This is a genomic window from Virgibacillus litoralis (genome assembly GCF_017873675.1).
GTDB lineage: Bacteria > Bacillota > Bacilli > Bacillales > Amphibacillaceae > Lentibacillus > Lentibacillus litoralis.
This window is the reverse complement of sequence record NZ_JAGGKK010000001.1, coordinates 154237-171658: the sequence shown is the minus strand read 5'-3', so window position 1 is coordinate 171658 and position 17422 is coordinate 154237. Positions and strand designations below refer to the sequence as shown.

The following is a 17422-nucleotide window of genomic DNA, read 5'->3' as shown; positions in this document are numbered from 1 at the left end:
GTCTCCTTTCTGATTTTACTTAATAAGAACATGAATAATTGATAAAGCGTATAGCAGGGACGTAACTGTAAGCAGTCCCTGAAAAACAAATACTAAAAATCCGATATAAAGTAAGCCGCTTCCGGTAAGGCCAACAACACTGATTACAAATAATGTGAATAGGATGACGGCATGCTTTTCATTAATCATTTCTTTCAGTGTAGGTACCTTTTCTTTGCCAATCTTATCTGCGTATTTATGTGTCCACCACAGAAAAGGGACGATTTTATACAGATAGCCGAGAATACTAAAAATAATCCAGCTCATAACATATAAAAATATCAGCCATCCCCAAACAGCAGATTCACGAACACCACTTACACTGAACATGAAAGCTAGCATATGAACACCTAATCCATTGAAAATAGCTAAAACAGAAAATGAAAATGGCTTATCTAGCTTTTTCTTAAGCCGTTTTGCTAAGATTTCCTTTATATCAAGTACAAAAAAGAAAAAACCTGTTAAAAGTAAAAACCAGCCGTTTGATTGGACTAGCGTATTTTCCATCCAAAATGAACTTATTAAGCTTACTAGGCCAACAATATATGTGATAAATGCGGGTTTTGCCCATTTCATTGAATAACCATGTGACAAACTGAACATTGGAACAAGTTTATAGGAAAATCCAAAGATCAATAATGTGAACCATCCAGAAACACCAAGGACAATGTGGGATGATAAAATTGTTCCATGACTGGCAATACCACCAACCGTGATATTCCAGGCTAGTAAAAAGCCAGCAACGATTGTTAGAAAAAAGCTTGTAATCGCACCAATCACAAATAGTGTCATGGTGTTCTTTTTCTTTTGTTTAAAAATCGTTTTAGCCATTTGAATGATAAACATAATAATTCCTATGATGGCTACTATTCCACCGTATAATGCGTATTCAGGCATTAGTCCAAGTAATAAAGCAAATGCTGTTACACCAATTGCAGTTATCAGAAATTGAATAAAGCCAAATGTCTGATTCCAGATTGGTGTTAAGAATGCAACAGGAACGAGCTGATACATCGCTCCCATCGCAATCATTGCCGCATATCCTAAAAGTAAAAAGTGTGCTCCCATCCAAATGTCTGGGATCCTGAATTGTCCCGTTGCCAGTACATCGTTATTAAAAAATAAAATTGTTTGTGAAATAACGAGCGCCGCTAGTGCATATAGGATAAAGGCTAGAGGCAATTTTATATTTGTGTCTGATTTAAGGCTTCCGCCAGCCATCATGTTATTCACCAGATTTCGTTATTGTAATTTTAAAGCTTCCATCTTCTTGTTCTTCCGTATTGTGCTGGTATCCGCGATCGTCCAATTCTTCATATAAAAATAACGGGCGACGGTCATTAATGATTGAAAATGATGCACCGTTTTCCATTTTATCCAGTGTCTTTAACGTGCGCATCATGGGTTGAGGTGGTTCTAGGCCCCGATTATCAATAATCACTATATAACAGCCACCTTTTTTGTGTAAGTTACTTTCCAATGTTTTGACTCTACTTTTTCAACAACCCGATCAAAGCCCTTGCGTCTTAATATTGCGTGCAGTGGCACAGGATTGAATGGGGCATGCAGGATAAAAGATTCCCCATCGCCTACCTCTTTGACAGCACCCATGATTTTATCGAAAGGTTCCTTCTTCATGCGCAAATCTTCGCGCACATCAAGTTCTACAACATTTACATCTGTTTTCATGAAATCACCTCATGTTTTATTCTGAATCTACTATCATGATAATGATTTTCAATTAACAAAGTAGTGACTTGTATCACGTTTTGAAAAATTTATTAGAGAAGAGTGCGAGCATCGAAAGAAGTGGGCGTGAATCGCCAGAAAGAGAGCGTGAATCAGCAGAAGGAGAGCATGAATCAGCAGAAGGAGAGCGTGAATCAGCAGAAGAAGGGCGTGAATCAGCAGAAGAAGGGCGTGAATCAGCAGAAGAAGAGCGTGAATCAGCAGAAGGAGGGCGTGAATCAGTAGAAGAAGAGCGTGAATCTGCAGAAGGAGAGCGTGAATCGCCAGAAGGAGAGCGTGAATCCCAGACGAAATGAAAATAAAGAGGTCATCCTCAATTTGAGATGACCTCCACTTAAAACAATTCTTCTTCTAACGCATCAGTATCCAGAATGAATGAACCTGACTTATCAGCAATTATTAGATTTTGTTTTTTTAACTGTGTGAGTGTACGGCTGACGGTCTCACGACTGGAACCTATCATGTTGGCAAGTTCGCGATTTGTGAAATGTGTTGTTATTTTAATCATTTCATCCTTGGTTTCTTTTCCATAGTCTTTGGCAAGTCTTAAAAGCAGCATAATAATCTGTTCGTATGTATTATGAAGAATTTTTTCTTCTAATCTATTATGTAGATCCATAATTTTATCGCCTAAAACGCGGAAAAGTTTAATACAAATTTCAGGATGGGTTATTAGGAAGTTCTCGAAGGTCTTAATGGGAATATAAATTAATATAGCATCTTCCAGTACTTCGGAGTGTGCCGGGCAATCACCTTGTCTAAAAAAACCTTGGTGCGGAAACATATCGCCAGGTTGAAGAACGTTTACAATCTGTTCTTTCCCATGTACGTCAGTTTTATAAATTTTGACTTTTCCTTGATGAATAAAGTAAACGTTTGTCAATGGATCGCCTTGCATAAAGATATGCGTGCCATGACGGTACATGCGGTGTTTAGCTAATTCAACAATTGGCTCCATTTCATAGTCTGTCAAATCTTTAAATAATGGAACCTTTTGTAATAATTCTTGAATGGATTGTGTATTCAATGTCATACTCCCTTCTTAAAAAAATTAACAGTGCCTCATCTTAATATTAGTCCACTTCCATTTTAACACTTTATATAGGTTTCTATAACCAATAAGTGTGAAAATTATTTGTCGGGCGTGATAAATATCATGTCAAGGTGTGTTCTCACTCACAACTAAGAACTGATTTTGCGTTTATGATGAAGTTGGTTAAAGGTTATCAAATCTTAATTTGGAGGGAAAAGCAATGAATGATACGCAGTTTGCAGTGAAAATTCATGCACCGGAAATAGAGCCAAGGTTTAGGCATCAGAAAATATTTGAAGTATTTGATGAGCTGAAATCAGGAGAGTTTATGGAGCTTTCCAATGATCATAATCCAAAACCGCTTCATTATCAGTTTATGATTGAACGTGAAGATACATTCTCATGGGAATACTTAGAAGAAGGTCCATCGCTATGGCGTGTAGCAATCGGTAAACAGTAAATTCATTAAGCCCTTGGTGGTTATTCCAAGGGTTTTAATTTGCAGATAAGAAAGTATAAATCCTTTCTTACTGCATAAGTGCAACTAAGATAATTCGCCCAAAGGCTTGGCGAAATACCAAGTTTTCTAAGCAGTTAAGGAAGTTTAAATTCTTTAGTAAAACTTGGCGATTTTATGACATTTACATAATAGTGAGAAATGTCACATCTGGTCACAAGGAAAATAGGTAAGCTAAATGCAGCAACTAATTTAGGAGGGGTAGCATGTTTCCACAAGATTATAATGAAAACCCGTTTATCGTTATTTGGGAATTGACACGAGCTTGTGAATTGAAATGTCTGCATTGCAGGGCAGAAGCGCAATACCATCGGCACCCATTAGAATTATCATTTGAAGAAGGAAAAAAATTAATTGATGATATATATGAAATGAATAATCCGATGCTTGTTTTTACAGGTGGGGACCCATTAATGCGTCCGGATGTTTTTGATATAGCTGAATATGCGGTGAAAAAAGGTGTGCGTGTATCGATGACACCATCTGCAACACCGAATGTAACGAAGGAAGCAATGGAAAAGGCGAAAAATGTTGGTCTAGCACGATGGGCATTTTCCATTGATGGACATTCTGCAGAGGTTCATGATCATTTCCGTGGTACTTCAGGTTCGTTTGATTTAACGATGAATGCGATTAACTATTTACATGAGCTCGAAATGCCCCTCCAGATAAATACGGTTATTTCAAGATATAATGTCGACTATCTGGACGAAATGGCTGAAATGGTAGAGAAATTAGGTTGTGTGCTCTGGAGTGTATTTTTCCTTGTGCCAACAGGTCGTGGAAAAGAAAGTGATATGATTTCACCTGCTGAACATGAAAGAGTATTACGATGGCTATATAAACTGTCAAAACGTGTTCCATACGATATAAAAACAACCGCAGCACAGCATTATCGCCGTGTTGTTATTCAAGGAAAAATGCGCGAGAATAAGGATCATGATGATGCGATTCGTTATGAGGATGCACTAATGAGTGGTAAGACAGGCCAAATTGATGGGCTCGGTCGTGCGCCTAAAGGGGTAAATGATGGTAATGGCTTTGTGTTTGTTTCACATACCGGTGATGTTTTTCCAAGTGGTCTGTTACCGATAAAAGCAGGAAATGTGCGCGAGACACCACTTGGAACGATTTACCGCGAATCAGAAGTATTCCAAAACCTGCGTAATCCCGATAAATATAAAGGAAAATGTGGTGTATGTGAATTCCGGCATGTATGCGGTGGATCAAGATCAAGGGCATATAACGTAACCGGTGATTACATGGAGAGTGAACCATATTGTGTTTATATTCCAAAAGTAATGCGGAAAAAGAAAAAACAAGCTAACTAAACTACAAAAACTTCTAGCAGGTATTTGGCTAGAAGTTTTTTCTTTTATTGGAAAATCGAAAGGCATGTATTAATTTTATAACAGGTCGTGCGAGCAGTTGCGCACTTCCTACGATAAATAAAATGGCACCTGCAGTTTTTAAATGGTCAAATAGAAAAAACACACTTCCAATCAAAAACCAAAGCCCAAGTGTGAAGTCATTTAATAAAGTTATCAATCGGTATTTTTTGTTAAATGAAAGTTCATAGGTGCCGAGATGGATGTCCAGGAAATTTTTTTCATCTTTAATAAAAGCCATAAAAATCCCTCCATAGGGTTAAAATACCCAGTTGGAGGGAGTGTCAAAACATAATTATAGGAAAAGAATGACAAGAATACCTACGACAAAGCAATAGAACGCGAAGTATTTAAGGTTTCCGCGTGCCATTACATTCATAAACCAGCGTAATGAATAATAGGAAGCAACAAGTGATGCCGCAAATGCCAGGATATATGGTATCGCTAGCACACTAATATTTTCATCACCTATAATATCACCAGCAGAAAGAAGAGTAATACCTAAACTAACTGGTATATAGAGCAGGAATGAGAACCGCAAAGCAGTTTCTGATTTCATGCCAACGAGCATTGCTGCAACAATGGTAGCACCTGAACGACTAATCCCTGGTATTAGAGCGACAGATTGAGCCAAACCAACAATAATTGCGTCCTTTATGGTTATATCACTATCATTTTTACTGCCGCGTAAATTGCGGATAATCCATAAAGCTAGCCCAGTTATAAGTAGTGTATAACCGATTACGGATACTGTGCTTAACTCTTCTTCAATATAATCTTCAAATAATATGCCGAGAATACCAGTTGGAATTGTTGCGATAATGAGAAACAGAATAAATTGAAAATCACTTTTTGCAGCGTTATCCTTTGTTGAAATATACCGAATCCCATTTTCAACCAACCGATATATATCTTTTCGATAAATAACAAGGACAGCAATAAGTGAGCCAAAGTTAACCAGTATTTCAAACGATAGCCCTTTCACCTCGGTTACACCAAACAGCTCGCGTAAAATAACAAGATGGCCGCTTGATGAAATCGGAATAGGCTCCGTAAAACCTTGTATCAATCCTAAAAAAGTATATTTTATTAATACCCAAAGCGAATTTATTACTTCCATAGTATTTCCTCCCAAACGAAGATGGATTTTCAACCATAACAAGTCACCAACCTATAGGCAATTGAATAGTCTAGTTGGTGAGGAGGTTGAAAATATGAATCAGAATTATCAACAAATGTTTGAATTATGTAAGAACCATATGCATTCCTATGTACTGGTTGAAATGAATGATGGAACAAAAGTAGATGGTATCATAACAGGTCTTGATGATGAATATGTGTATGTTGCAGTTCCAATAGGGCAAGGAGATGAGCAGCATGCAAATGCATACCCGTCTGATCAGCAACAGCGCCAATTTGGTTTCGGGTATCCTGGTTTTGGGTATCCCGGTTATGGCTATGGTTATGGGTTCGGATATCCTAGAAGAAGATTCAGACGACTTATCTTACCTTTGGCAGCACTTACTGCATTAAGTGTATTACCCTGGTATTAAAACAAAAACCCTTGCCATTCGTCACCTTGAAGGCAAGGGTTCATTTCAACAGTTTAAATGACTGCTTAAGTACAATTATGACATTCGCCATAAAAGCCTAATTAATGCCAAGTTTTCTAATAAATTTTAAATTATATTATTGTTCTCTTTCACTTTTTAAAGCACCTTCACCCAAAATGCTGATAGCTATTGTAACGATTACGGCAAGTATAACTGTGTTCATCAAATTGAATGGGTTGCCAGCCATACTACTTAAAACGTATGAAATAACACCACTAATTAAAAGTGCCCAAACTAATGGAAGTAGAAACCGCATAATTTACACCTCTTTTTTTATTGTATAGGAAATTATAAAATTTAAGCGCTGTGGATAATTGGACTTCCGAATCAGCGACGTCCAGCTCCAGCGCCTAGCGCCTAGTGGACTTCCCTCTCCGTGTCTACGATAAGTCAACATCGAATTGCTTACGCTCTTCGTGTATCCTTTATCTCACACGGGTCAGTCCAGTCCATACGGCGCTGAACAGGCGCTTGCGCTTTTGTTCTTTACGACAAGTACTGATTCGTGAAACTTTCCTCATATAGTTTATCAAATCCACATAAAAAATAAAAGTATTTATTAGTTACGAATAAAAGTGAAGGATGGGTATTCATGTTATTTTTGGTAGAGAATTGTTTTCAATGGATGGGCTTCCATCTTGTTAATTGTTTATTAGAGAATGGGAATGAAGTAGATGGAGTGGATGATTTATCCTCAGATAAAAAAGAACACCTGTCCATGTATGTTGGAAGAAATGCATCATTCCAGCATTTATCTTCTTTGGAGAGAGAAGCAACGTATGATAGAACAATTAAAATTACAGAAGATCAACTTGTTTTAACACTGCAGCAGAATACAAGCCATAGAATTAACCTTCCAATACTTTTTGGTGAGTGGATGCCTATGAAAAAAGCTGGAATGTACTATAAAAATAAGTTTATTTCATTTGATTCGGATATTTTTTTGAATGAAGCAATTTATATAGGAGACTTTATGAAAAGCCTTGCCCAGTGGATAAAGTCGTCTCAATTACCAGAAATCTTAGAAGTAAAATCAATAAATAATAAACAAAGTGAGGAGATAAAACTTGAAAATTCCGTCTACATTCGAAACAATAGAACTATAGAAGAAAATTTAAAAATGGTTATAAAGCACTATGAGAAATTTGAAGATTTTTATTAATATCCTGAAAGCTAACAGGTAAAGGTATTTACCATGTAGCAGTTTATGGCCAAAATACAGACAAGCAATCATTGATCCGGATTGGAGTGCGCGCGTTGAAAAAAGTTGCCATTGTTATATTAACAGCTATTATATTTATGATTTTATCGGGATGTTCAAATTATTTCGATCAAGGTAAATTGCAGAAGGCGGGAATGCTGGTTGAAACATCTATTCATGATCAGCCATGGGGGAAAAAGGGATATCAGGGATTACTTGAAATAGAGGAAGAGTTTAATGTTGATGTTTTTTTCAAAGAAGGTATTCAAACCGAACAAGAAGTTAACGAGGCAGTTGATGAACTGGTTAACCAAGGGGTGAACCTTATATTTGGACATAGCAGTACATATGGGAAACACTTTAAAGATATTTCAACAGCATACCCAGATGTTCATTTTGTCTATTTTAATGGTGGTCAGTTTGATGAAGATTTGACGAGTCTGAATTTCAACTCACATGCCATGGGTTTTTTTGGTGGAATGATTGCAGCAAGGATGACCGAAACGGATAATGTAGGGGTTGTTGGAGCGTTTGAATGGCAGCCTGAGATAGAGGGTTTTTATGAAGGGGCAAAATACCAGAACCAGGAAGTTGAGGTACACTTAAGTTATGTGAACAACTGGAATGAAAGTCAACTTGCATTGGAAAAGTATGAACAAATGCAGAACAAAAATGTAGATGTATTCTACCCAACTGGAGATATGTTTAGTGCTTCTATTATTAAACAGGCAAGTGAGGATGGCTTGTATGCGATTGGATATGTTTCGGATCAATCTGATATTGCTGAAAATACTGTTTTGACAAGTACAATCCAGCATGTTGAAAAATTATATGTTCTTACTGCGGAAAAATTTGATGAAGGAGAGCTTCGTGGTGGGGTGTTAACGTTTGATTTTAAGGATGAAGTTATCTCTTTGGGAAAATATAGCCCGGATGTCCCTGAGGAATTTAAGGATAAGATGAAGGAAGCAGTTGAGGAGTATAAGGAAACTGGATTATTACCAAATGAACAAGAGTCAGATTAATTCTTTTTCTTGCACATTGGGAAAGAATGCATTAAAATTAGTACCAAGTCATAAGATTTGATATTAACATTAGTTATAAGGGGATGAAAATATGGATGTTGGTCTTTTAGGCACTGGACATTACGTCCCAACCAACGTAGTGACGAATAAGGATATGGAGAAAATTGTTGATACAAACGATGAATGGATAAGAACGAGAACTGGTATAGAAGAACGCAGAATAGCAAGCGATGATATAAATACTTCAGATATGGCCTTTTTTGCAGCGCAGGAAGCATTAAAAGAGTCAAATGTAAAGGCAGAAGATATTGATTTAATACTTGTTGCTACTGTAACACCAGATACACCGTTTCCATCCGTATCATGTATGATCCAGGACAGATTAGGAGCAAATAAAGCTGCAGCAATGGACATAAGTGCAGCCTGTTCAGGATTTATGTACGGGGTAGTTACAGCTAAACAGTTTATCGAAACAAATGCTTATAAAAACATTTTAGTGGTTGGCGTCGAAAAACTTTCTAAAATTACCGATTGGTCAGACCGTAATACATGTGTGCTTTTTGGTGATGGAGCAGGCGCTGCAGTAGTAGGACCGGTTTCAGAAGGTAAAGGGATTCTGTCATTTGAACTTGGAGCAGATGGTTCAGGCGGAAAAGAATTATACCAGAATGATGAGGATCACCTTATTATGAATGGCAGGGAAGTATTTAAATTTGCTGTCCGACAAATGCCTGATTCGTCGGTAAATGTCGTTGAACAAGCTGGATACAACAAAGAAGATGTTGATTATTTAGTACCGCACCAGGCGAATATTAGAATAATGGAAGCCGCCCGTGAAAAATTAGGGATTTCCGAAGAAAAAATGGCGACTTCCATTAAACGATATGGAAATAATTCGTCTGCTTCTATTCCAATAGCTTTATCTGAAGGTGTGAAGAGTGGTAAGATAAAAGATGATGATTTAGTCGTTTTAGTTGGCTTCGGCGGAGGATTAACGTGGGGTGCTATTGCGCTTCGCTGGGGCAAATAATTTAGTTTACGTCATAGGAGGAATACTCAATGGAGGAAAGAAGAGTAGTTATAACAGGACTCGGATCAGTTTCCCCCGTAGGAAATGATGTACAGACAATGTGGGATAACGTTGTCGCAGGGAATTCTGGAATTGATTATATAACAAGACTTAATAAAGATGATTTTCCCGCTCATGTAGCTGCAGAAGTGAAGGATTTTGATCCAACACATTTCATGGAAAAGAAAGATGCGAGAAAGATGGATTTGTTTACACAATATGCTGTGGCTGCTTCTAAAATGGCAATTGATGATGCAAATCTGACAATTGATGAAAATAATGCTAATCGAGTTGGAGTTTGGATTGGTTCTGGCATTGGTGGAATGGGAACATTGGAAGATCAGCATACGAAGTTTATGGAAAAAGGATACCGTCGTGTAAGTCCTTTCTTCGTGCCAATGATGATTCCAGATATGGCAGCAGGTCAAGTATCCATCCAGTTTGGTGCAAAAGGAATTAACTCATGTACTGTAACAGCATGTGCATCAGGCGCAAATTCTATTGGTGATGCTTTTAAAGCTATTGCACGTGGTGACGCAGACTATATCATTGCAGGCGGAACCGAAGCACCGATAACGAATATGGCATTTGCGGGTTTTTCTTCGGCAAAAGCTTTATCAACAAATGAAGATCCTAAAAAAGCAAGCCGACCATTTGATTTAGATCGTGATGGATTTGTAATGGGTGAAGGAGCAGGGATTCTAATTTTAGAAACACTAGAATCTGCACAAGAACGTGGTGCGAGCATTTACGGTGAGATTGTTGGCTATGGTGCTACAGGCGATGCCTATCACATTACCGCTCCAGCAGAGAATGGCGAAGGAGCTGCACGTGCCATGCAGCATGCAATCAAAGATGCAGGGATTTCTCCTTCTGATGTCGACTATGTGAATGCACACGGCACAAGTACACATCTTAATGATAAGTTTGAAACTGTAGCAATCAAAACGGTTTTTGATGAATATGCTTCTAAACTGCCAATATCATCGACCAAAGGTGTGACAGGGCATTTGTTAGGAGCAGCTGGTGGTATTGAATCAGTCATATCTATTAAATCGATTGCAGACGGTCAAATTCCCGGGACAATGAACTATGAAACACCAGACCCGGATTGTGATCTTGATTATGTTACCAACGGATCTCGGAAGCAGGATGTCAACGTCGTGATGAGTAATTCACTAGGATTCGGTGGACATAATGTTTCGTTGATTTTTAAAAAGTTTAACTAGTCTAAGTAAAAGGCTGGCCTTGAGAGGTCAGCTTTTTTTTATTGTATAGGAAATTAATTTAAGTGCTGTGAATAACTGGACTTTCGAATCAGCGACGTCCAGCTCCGACGTACAGGACGTACTAGTGCCGGTGACACCACAGGACGTGGCTCGATCTGCTACAGCTATTCATGTATTCCAATGCCTATGCATAAAATAAAACAAAATACACTGGACAAGCATGGGTGGTGGAAAATGAATGGGTACAGTCTTTTTATTTTTGATAGGCTTTGGACTAGCTGTTACAGGTGGGGTAACAACGATAGCATACATGAATTTCTTGCCCTCAGGGATTTCCTGGGCGGATTATTTTATTTTTATAACAGGACGGCTGGAATGTTATTTTTTACCAATAGGCTTTGTATTAATGGCAATTGCACTTTTTCGATATCCTAACAATATGTAAACTTCTCACAAATCGAATATTTTTTTGCATGATGGTCATAATGTATTTTAAATGATTTCATTTTAAAAAAGACAAAGTGCAAAGAAACGAGGGTTGTTTATGTTGTATTTACACGATGTTTGGGTTAATTGGTTTGAAGGTGAAGAAAATGGCTATAGTGTTTGCTATTTTCATGAATGGCGAAAAGAGGACGGGATAGAGCTGTTAGATCAAGTTCCATTACTATACATATCTGAGGTGCTTTATAACTACATAGAAAATGACATGCATGATTTACCTAAAGGACTTCTTGATATGATTCATAAACGTGCATATGTCCGCAAAGGCCAAGAGAGAACCATGCTTGATTATGCGTGTGTTGTTACGGATGGCAAGGATATAATCGCTTTTGATTCAATTGGCTACCGGATCCCTATTCGTAAAAGCAGACTTATTCCACGTCAGGAGCAGCTTGTGTTTGATATGATTAAAACCACAAAACCAGAATCGTTTAAATTTGAAGGAGAAATAGTCGAAAAAGAATATCATATGCTTTCGATGGCTCCAGAACTTGTTCATGGATTGACGCGTAGAGAAAGACAGCTCAAGCAATTGTTGATGATCGCCCTTGATCAATTGAGAACTGCAAATAACCTGGAAGAACTTCGCTACTGGCTGACCGAATGGGATCCGAAAAAATACCCTTATATCCGGTATATGAACGAGGATAAAGTGTGGGAAGCACTTTATGAGGGAGTTAAGCAAGGGTGGAGTATAGGGCATGAAGAATTGTGCAGTAAGATGATTAAAGGACAACCATTTTTGGAAAGAATGTGGGAACTTGAACATGCTCCTGAGCAAAATACATCGAAACAGAATTAGATTGCGGAATTTTACGGTAGATATGGCTGAATAGATAAAGTTCGACACGGGATCGATAAACATGCTGCCGGAATCGATAAAGATCGACGCAGAATAGATAAAGTTCGACATAAAAACGATAAAGTTCACAGTAAATGCTTACAAAAAGGGTGCTTCGATAAATTAAAATCGAAGCACCCTTATTTATTATCGCTTTTTCTTTACGCGTCCTAATCCCATTGCCTTTTTAGCTTTTACTAATGATTTATTAGCTATTAATGAAGCTTTTTCTGCCCCTTTATCTAAAATATCATCCAATGCTTCAGAATCGATTAACTCGTTGTAGCGCTCCTGAATAGGTTTCAGTACATCCACAACAGCATTCGCAACATCCTGCTTGAATTCACCATATCCCTTTCCGGCATAATCTGCTTCGATCGTTTCCGCCGATTTGCCAGTACAGCTTGCCAAAATGGTAATCAAGTTGGAAACGCCAGGTTTATTTTCTTTATCAAATTTTACAATCCCCTCTGAATCAGTGACAGCACTTTTGATTTTTTTCTCAATTTTCTTTGGTTCATCAAGCATGGAAATAAATGCTTTTTCATTTTCATCTGACTTGCTCATTTTACTTGTTGGTTCCTGCAATGACATGATACGTGCGCCAACTTTAGGTATGTGGACTTCCGGTATCGTGAAAATGTCATTGAATTTATTATTGAAACGTTGTGCCAGATTTCGTGTCAGTTCAAGATGCTGTTTTTGATCCTCACCAACAGGAACAATATCTGTCTTATACAACAAAATATCTGCAGCCATTAGTGGCGGATATGTTAGTAATGATGATGAAACGGTCTCTTTACCAGTTGATTTATCTTTAAACTGTGTCATCCGTTCCAGCTCGCCGATATAGCTGATGGACTGCAGCATCCAGCCCAGCTGTGTATGTGCTGGAACTTCTGATTGAATGAACAAGGTTGATTTATCTGAACTAATTCCAGCTGCAAGGTATAAAGCTGCAAGTGAACGAATGTTTTGTCTTAGCTTCAGTCGATCCTGAGGTACGGTTATGGCATGCTCATCCACGATACAAAAGTAGCAATCATGATCCTCCTGAAACTCCACAAATTGCTGAATTGCACCTAAATAGTTACCAATCGTTAATGTCCCGCTAGGTTGAATCCCAGAAAATATTGTCTTCATTTTCCACACTCCAATGTTTTTTTTCATTAAAAAAAGCCCATTTATCCCTATCGAAAAGGGACGAATGAACCGCGGTGCCACCCTGATTATTCTACATTGTACATAGAATCACTTAAAAGTTGATTAGCTCGAAAGTCCAATTCCAATTCACCTTGGTACTTGTTTCCACCAGCCACAAGTTCTCTAAAAATCCAGAGGGTAATTGTACTTTATCTTTGTCAACGCTAAATTTATTAATTTGCTTTATTATATATGATAATAGTGGAGAAAATCAAGTACGAGAAAAATGGTGTAGTTTTTCTACTACTAGTATAGTCCAGGTAGCCGTTTAACAAATTAACATAATAATTTCAATTATGATAAAATACTGGTATGAATTGAGCGCTAATTATGAAATGTTGAAAGGAAGAGTTAGCTTGAAACGTAGAGTTGTGGTTACAGGGACGGGTGCTATTTCACCTCTAGGAAATGATACTGAAACCCTTTGGGATAACATAAAGAAGGGAAAGTCCGGCATTAAACAGTTGGAGTCCGAGGAATATGAGGATATTAACACAAAAATTGCGGGTTATATAGATGATTTTCATGGGGAGAAATACCTTGAAGCTAAGGAAATAAAACAGTATGATTTGTTCACACAATATGGGTATGCTGCTGCAATGCAAGCATTGGCACAGTCAAAAATAGATTTGGATACAGTGGATAAGGATCGAGTTGGAATTTATATTGGCTCCGGTGCGGGAGGTCTGCAAACACTATTACATAATCATAAAACAATGCTGGAAAAAGGTGCGAAACGGGTGTCTCCGTTCTTAATCCCAACGTCTATAAATAATATAGCTTCGGGATTAGTTGCGATTAAGACAGGGTTTCGTGGACCAAGCTTTGCAACGGTTTCTGCTTGTGCGACGAGCAATCATGCTATTGGTGAAGCTTATTTAAATATTGCTCATGGATATTCAGATGCAATTTTAGCAGGTGGGGCAGAGGCCACCATTACACCACTTTATTTTGCCGGGTTTTCAAAAATGCGTGCGATGTCAACGAAAAATGACACACCTGAAACGGCTTCTCGTCCATTTGACCTTAACCGTGACGGCTTTGTTATGTCAGAGGGAGCAGGTGTTTTATTTTTGGAAGAATATGAACATGCAAAAAATCGTGGTGCACCTATACTTGGTGAAATTATCGGTTATGGAAGTACAACAGATGCATACCATATTACAGCGCCGGATTCTCAAGGAGCTGCAAAAGCGATGAAGCTGGCAATGGAGCGGGCACAGGTTCAGCCAGAAGATATAGACTATATTAATGTCCATGGGACAAGTACTCCGGCGGGTGATATTTCCGAGACAAAAGCGATTAAAGAATCCTTTGGGGAACATGCTCAACATCTCAAAGTCAGTTCGACGAAATCCATGACAGGTCATTTGTTTGGTGCAGCAGGAGCCATTGAGGCAATAATTACACTGAAAAGTATAGCAGAAAATATTTTTCCGCCGACGATAAATCTGAAAAGTCCAGATCCAGAATGTGACTTGGATTATGTAGGAAATAAAGCTGTTAAAGGTGACATTACTATTGCTTTATCCAATGGATTTGGATTTGGCGGTCATAATGCTGTTATTGCTTTTAAAAAGGGCTGACTTTTTGCGATATTTTTTTCATAAAAACATAAAGGAGGAATATGAATGTCTTCAATCACAAATGAAACAACTCTAAGTCAGAGTGTTTCGGAAAGACGAAAGGTATTAGAGGAACTTTTTCCAGTATGGCCACGGGATACAATTGCGAGACACTTTTCAAAAGCATGCAGTCAATATAAAGATAGGCCTTATATTTACATAAATAATGAAGAATTCACATATGGAGAAGTCTGGGACAGAGCTGTTCAATATGCGAAGGCATTTATAAAACTAGGGGTGAAGCGAAGAGATCATTTGGCGGTTTTAATGGATAATGATTCCACATTTCCATCATTGATGATTGCCTCTTCTCTAGTTGGAGCAGTATTTATCCCAATCAATGGGATGCTCACGAAGGATGAGTTGAGATATATAATTTCCCAGTCAGACACGCAATATTTAATTTTAGAGCAAACGATAAAGGATAAACAACATGGTGAAGCAATCTCTGAATTACTGGATGAAGCGGATTTTCAAGAAAATAGTGAGTTAGAGCAAGTTATTTGCTTTGAAAATGAAAAACAGGATTCTATCAAAGATCATTTTCTAACATGGGATGACTTTATCAAAGGCTCAGAATCTGTTACAGATGAGGAACTGGAACAAAGGTGGGGGGAGTCCCTTTATCCAGATGAGGTTGCTATCATAATGTATACATCCGGTTCTACCGGGAGCCCAAAAGGTGTAATGCTTACAGATGATATGCTTCTTCAATCTGGATATGGTACATGTATGAGCAGAGCAATTGAAGATGGGCGGGTGACATATGCGCCTCTGCCATTTTATCATTGCTTTGCTATTATTGAGGCGATTTTGGCGATGTCCTTTGTCGGTGGTTCGTTCATATCAGCACTTGGGGCATCTCCGCTTTTATCACTGCAGTTAATGGAGAAACACAAAGCAAACGATTATCTGTGTGTACCTTCCACATTGGTCCCATTATTGAATCACCCGCGTGTTTCTGAATTTGATTTATCCAACCTTTTCGCCATGTGGTGTGGTGCAGCACCAGCCCCAGTTCCTGTATGGAAAAAGGCAATAGACGTACTTGGGTTAACCGAAATAATTACTGGATATGGTCAAACAGAGGTGGCGTCATCAGGGGTTACGACGGAAATTGGTGATAAGCTTGAACGCATTTCTTCAAGGGTTGGACGTCCTAAGCTCAATGGGGTCAGTGGACTTCCGGAATTTAATGGCAGTGCAGTACAGTATAAAACGATTGATCGGGATACCGGGGCAGATTTGCCTGCTGGTTCTGTCGGCGAACTTGCAGTTAGGGGTGCTACGGTTACCCGAGGTTATTATAAAAAGCAGGAAGAAACGGCAAAGACAATTGATAAAGATGGATGGCTGCGTACAGGGGATGTTGGAAGAATTGACGAAAATGGATATATCCAGGTGCTTGGCAGAAGTAAAGAAATGTATAAGGTATCAGGTGAGTTGGTATCTCCTCGTGAGGTGGAAATAGCGATCTCACATCATCCAGCAGTCAGTCAAGTAAGCGTTATTGGCGTACCGGACGCCCTAACAACAGAAATAGGTGCTGGTTTTATTGAATTAATAGAGGGTGAGACCTGTACACGAAGGGATATTATAGACTGGTGTTCTTCCCGCCTTGCCCGTTTTAAAATTCCACGTCATATTTGGTTTATAGATTCTTCTGAGTGGCCAATGACGAGCACAGGAAAAGTGCAGAAATTCCGTTTAACGGAAATAGCAGAAGAAAGACTATCAAAAAGTAATTGATGGAATTTTTAGCAGTTAAGAAAGTATAAATACTTTCTTACTGCATAAGCGCAACTAAGGCTTATCTATATTAAGGCTTGGCGATAAGCCAAGTTTTCTAATGACGGGAGGAATAAAAAATGGCAGAAGCCTGGCAACAAGAAAAGTTGCGTGTCCAGTATAAGGACACGGACCAAATGGGCATCGTACATCATGGCAATTATGTAACCTGGTTTGAAGTTGGCCGTACCGAATGGATGCGTCATTACGGGATTGCTTATAAAAAGATGGAATTCCTAGGTCTTCTTCTCCCGGTAATAGATGTAAATGTGAATTATAAAAAGTCTGCCCACTTTGACGATTGTATCGCTATATTTACGAAAATAGCTAACGCTTCTCCAGTGCGATTGGAGTTTTTATATGAGGCCAGAAAAATTAGTGAAGAGGAGTTCAAACGAAGCGAGGGGAACGAAATAGTTGAACCTTTCGGAGAGCTGCTTGCAAAAGGTTCAACAATGCATATGTGGGTAAATCAGGAGTGGAAACCAGCACGCATCAATAAAGTTGCTCCTGAAGTTTATACTGTTCTTCAAAATTTAATATAGAAATTAGCGAGTGAAAAAGACAGTTTTAATAAAAAATCCAGAGTTGACCATCA

General features: G+C 38.4%; 21 protein-coding genes and 1 other annotated feature. Of the genes, 13 read left to right on the top strand and 8 right to left on the bottom strand.

Annotation, left to right across the window (positions count from 1 at the left end; all coding sequences use genetic code 11):
- Positions 1-15: 15 nt before the first annotated feature.
- The 3 genes from J2Z82_RS00860 to J2Z82_RS00850 are packed head-to-tail and all read right to left on the bottom strand — an operon-like array spanning position 16 to position 1728.
- Complete coding sequence (locus tag J2Z82_RS00860) at positions 16-1260, bottom strand: hypothetical protein (protein WP_245250980.1); 1245 nt, start codon at positions 1258-1260, stop codon at positions 16-18.
- 4 nt (positions 1261-1264) lie between these two features.
- A complete protein-coding gene (locus tag J2Z82_RS00855; protein WP_209478907.1) occupies positions 1265-1480 on the bottom strand; it encodes a DUF2249 domain-containing protein in 216 nt (71 codons plus the stop codon).
- Positions 1480-1728, bottom strand: coding sequence for a DUF2249 domain-containing protein (locus J2Z82_RS00850; protein WP_209478906.1), 249 nt, complete (start codon positions 1726-1728; stop codon positions 1480-1482). Before J2Z82_RS00850 ends, J2Z82_RS00855 begins: the two co-directional genes overlap by 1 nt.
- Positions 1729-1808: 80 nt before the next feature.
- Here J2Z82_RS00850 and J2Z82_RS00845 point away from each other — a divergent pair, with 80 nt between their 5' ends.
- Positions 1809-2084, top strand: a complete 276-nt coding sequence (locus J2Z82_RS00845; protein ID WP_209478905.1) for a hypothetical protein — start codon at positions 1809-1811, stop codon at positions 2082-2084.
- Positions 2085-2122: 38 nt separating this feature from the next.
- Here the strand turns inward: J2Z82_RS00845 and J2Z82_RS00840 are convergent, their stop codons facing one another.
- A complete protein-coding gene (locus J2Z82_RS00840) occupies positions 2123-2821 on the bottom strand; it encodes a Crp/Fnr family transcriptional regulator (RefSeq protein ID WP_209478904.1) in 699 nt (232 codons plus the stop codon).
- A 220-nt stretch (positions 2822-3041) separates the two neighbouring features.
- On the opposite strand from J2Z82_RS00840, the gene J2Z82_RS00835 reads away from it, so the two are divergent.
- The gene (locus J2Z82_RS00835) at positions 3042-3281 is read left to right on the top strand and encodes a DUF2249 domain-containing protein (RefSeq protein ID WP_092493669.1); all 240 of its coding nucleotides are present in this window, start codon (positions 3042-3044) and stop codon (positions 3279-3281) included.
- Positions 3282-3544: 263 nt separating this feature from the next.
- Positions 3545-4669 (top strand): TIGR04053 family radical SAM/SPASM domain-containing protein, encoded by a 1125-nt coding sequence (locus J2Z82_RS00830; protein WP_209478903.1) that lies wholly within the window; start codon positions 3545-3547, stop codon positions 4667-4669.
- A gap of 28 nt (positions 4670-4697) precedes the next feature.
- On the opposite strand, the gene J2Z82_RS00825 is transcribed toward J2Z82_RS00830, so the two are convergent.
- Together J2Z82_RS00825 and J2Z82_RS00820 are read right to left on the bottom strand one after the other, a co-directional pair.
- Complete coding sequence (locus J2Z82_RS00825; protein ID WP_209478902.1) at positions 4698-4967, bottom strand: YrhK family protein; 270 nt, start codon at positions 4965-4967, stop codon at positions 4698-4700.
- A 54-nt stretch (positions 4968-5021) separates the two neighbouring features.
- Complete coding sequence (locus J2Z82_RS00820) at positions 5022-5846, bottom strand: undecaprenyl-diphosphate phosphatase (RefSeq protein ID WP_209478901.1); 825 nt, start codon at positions 5844-5846, stop codon at positions 5022-5024.
- Between the two features lie 94 nt (positions 5847-5940).
- Between J2Z82_RS00820 and J2Z82_RS00815 the strand changes: the two genes are divergently transcribed.
- The gene (locus tag J2Z82_RS00815) at positions 5941-6279 is read left to right on the top strand and encodes a hypothetical protein (protein ID WP_209478900.1); all 339 of its coding nucleotides are present in this window, start codon (positions 5941-5943) and stop codon (positions 6277-6279) included.
- 136 nt (positions 6280-6415) lie between these two features.
- Here the strand turns inward: J2Z82_RS00815 and J2Z82_RS00810 are convergent, their stop codons facing one another.
- Complete coding sequence (locus tag J2Z82_RS00810) at positions 6416-6595, bottom strand: YjzD family protein (protein ID WP_209478899.1); 180 nt, start codon at positions 6593-6595, stop codon at positions 6416-6418.
- A 336-nt stretch (positions 6596-6931) separates the two neighbouring features.
- On the opposite strand from J2Z82_RS00810, the gene J2Z82_RS00805 reads away from it, so the two are divergent.
- The 6 genes from J2Z82_RS00805 (at position 6932) to J2Z82_RS00780 (ending at position 12169) form a co-directional block, all read left to right on the top strand.
- The gene (locus J2Z82_RS00805; RefSeq protein WP_209478898.1) at positions 6932-7501 is read left to right on the top strand and encodes a hypothetical protein; all 570 of its coding nucleotides are present in this window, start codon (positions 6932-6934) and stop codon (positions 7499-7501) included.
- Positions 7502-7587: 86 nt separating this feature from the next.
- Positions 7588-8565 carry a BMP family ABC transporter substrate-binding protein gene (locus tag J2Z82_RS00800; protein WP_390313518.1) on the top strand — a complete coding sequence of 326 codons (978 nt, stop codon included), beginning with the start codon at positions 7588-7590 and terminating at the stop codon, positions 8563-8565.
- A gap of 91 nt (positions 8566-8656) precedes the next feature.
- Positions 8657-9595 carry a beta-ketoacyl-ACP synthase III gene (locus tag J2Z82_RS00795; RefSeq protein WP_209478896.1) on the top strand — a complete coding sequence of 313 codons (939 nt, stop codon included), beginning with the start codon at positions 8657-8659 and terminating at the stop codon, positions 9593-9595.
- Positions 9596-9624: 29 nt separating this feature from the next.
- Positions 9625-10863, top strand: a complete 1239-nt coding sequence (gene fabF, locus J2Z82_RS00790) for a beta-ketoacyl-ACP synthase II (RefSeq protein WP_209478895.1) — start codon at positions 9625-9627, stop codon at positions 10861-10863.
- A gap of 238 nt (positions 10864-11101) precedes the next feature.
- A complete protein-coding gene (locus tag J2Z82_RS00785) occupies positions 11102-11308 on the top strand; it encodes a YuzI family membrane protein (RefSeq protein ID WP_209478894.1) in 207 nt (68 codons plus the stop codon).
- A 99-nt stretch (positions 11309-11407) separates the two neighbouring features.
- Complete coding sequence (locus J2Z82_RS00780; protein ID WP_209478893.1) at positions 11408-12169, top strand: YjbA family protein; 762 nt, start codon at positions 11408-11410, stop codon at positions 12167-12169.
- 186 nt (positions 12170-12355) lie between these two features.
- Here J2Z82_RS00780 and trpS read toward each other — a convergent pair whose 3' ends face one another.
- Positions 12356-13351, bottom strand: a complete 996-nt coding sequence (gene trpS / locus J2Z82_RS00775) for a tryptophan--tRNA ligase (protein ID WP_209478892.1) — start codon at positions 13349-13351, stop codon at positions 12356-12358.
- A gap of 53 nt (positions 13352-13404) precedes the next feature.
- Positions 13405-13582: a binding site (T-box leader), on the bottom strand.
- Between the two features lie 185 nt (positions 13583-13767).
- Here trpS and fabF (J2Z82_RS00770) point away from each other — a divergent pair.
- The 3 genes from fabF (J2Z82_RS00770) (at position 13768) to J2Z82_RS00760 (ending at position 17369) form a co-directional block, all read left to right on the top strand.
- Positions 13768-14997 (top strand): beta-ketoacyl-ACP synthase II, encoded by a 1230-nt coding sequence (fabF, locus tag J2Z82_RS00770; RefSeq protein ID WP_209478891.1) that lies wholly within the window; start codon positions 13768-13770, stop codon positions 14995-14997.
- Between the two features lie 45 nt (positions 14998-15042).
- Positions 15043-16785 carry a class I adenylate-forming enzyme family protein gene (locus J2Z82_RS00765; protein ID WP_209478890.1) on the top strand — a complete coding sequence of 581 codons (1743 nt, stop codon included), beginning with the start codon at positions 15043-15045 and terminating at the stop codon, positions 16783-16785.
- 119 nt (positions 16786-16904) lie between these two features.
- A complete protein-coding gene (locus J2Z82_RS00760; protein WP_209478889.1) occupies positions 16905-17369 on the top strand; it encodes an acyl-CoA thioesterase in 465 nt (154 codons plus the stop codon).
- Positions 17370-17422 lie beyond the last annotated feature (53 nt).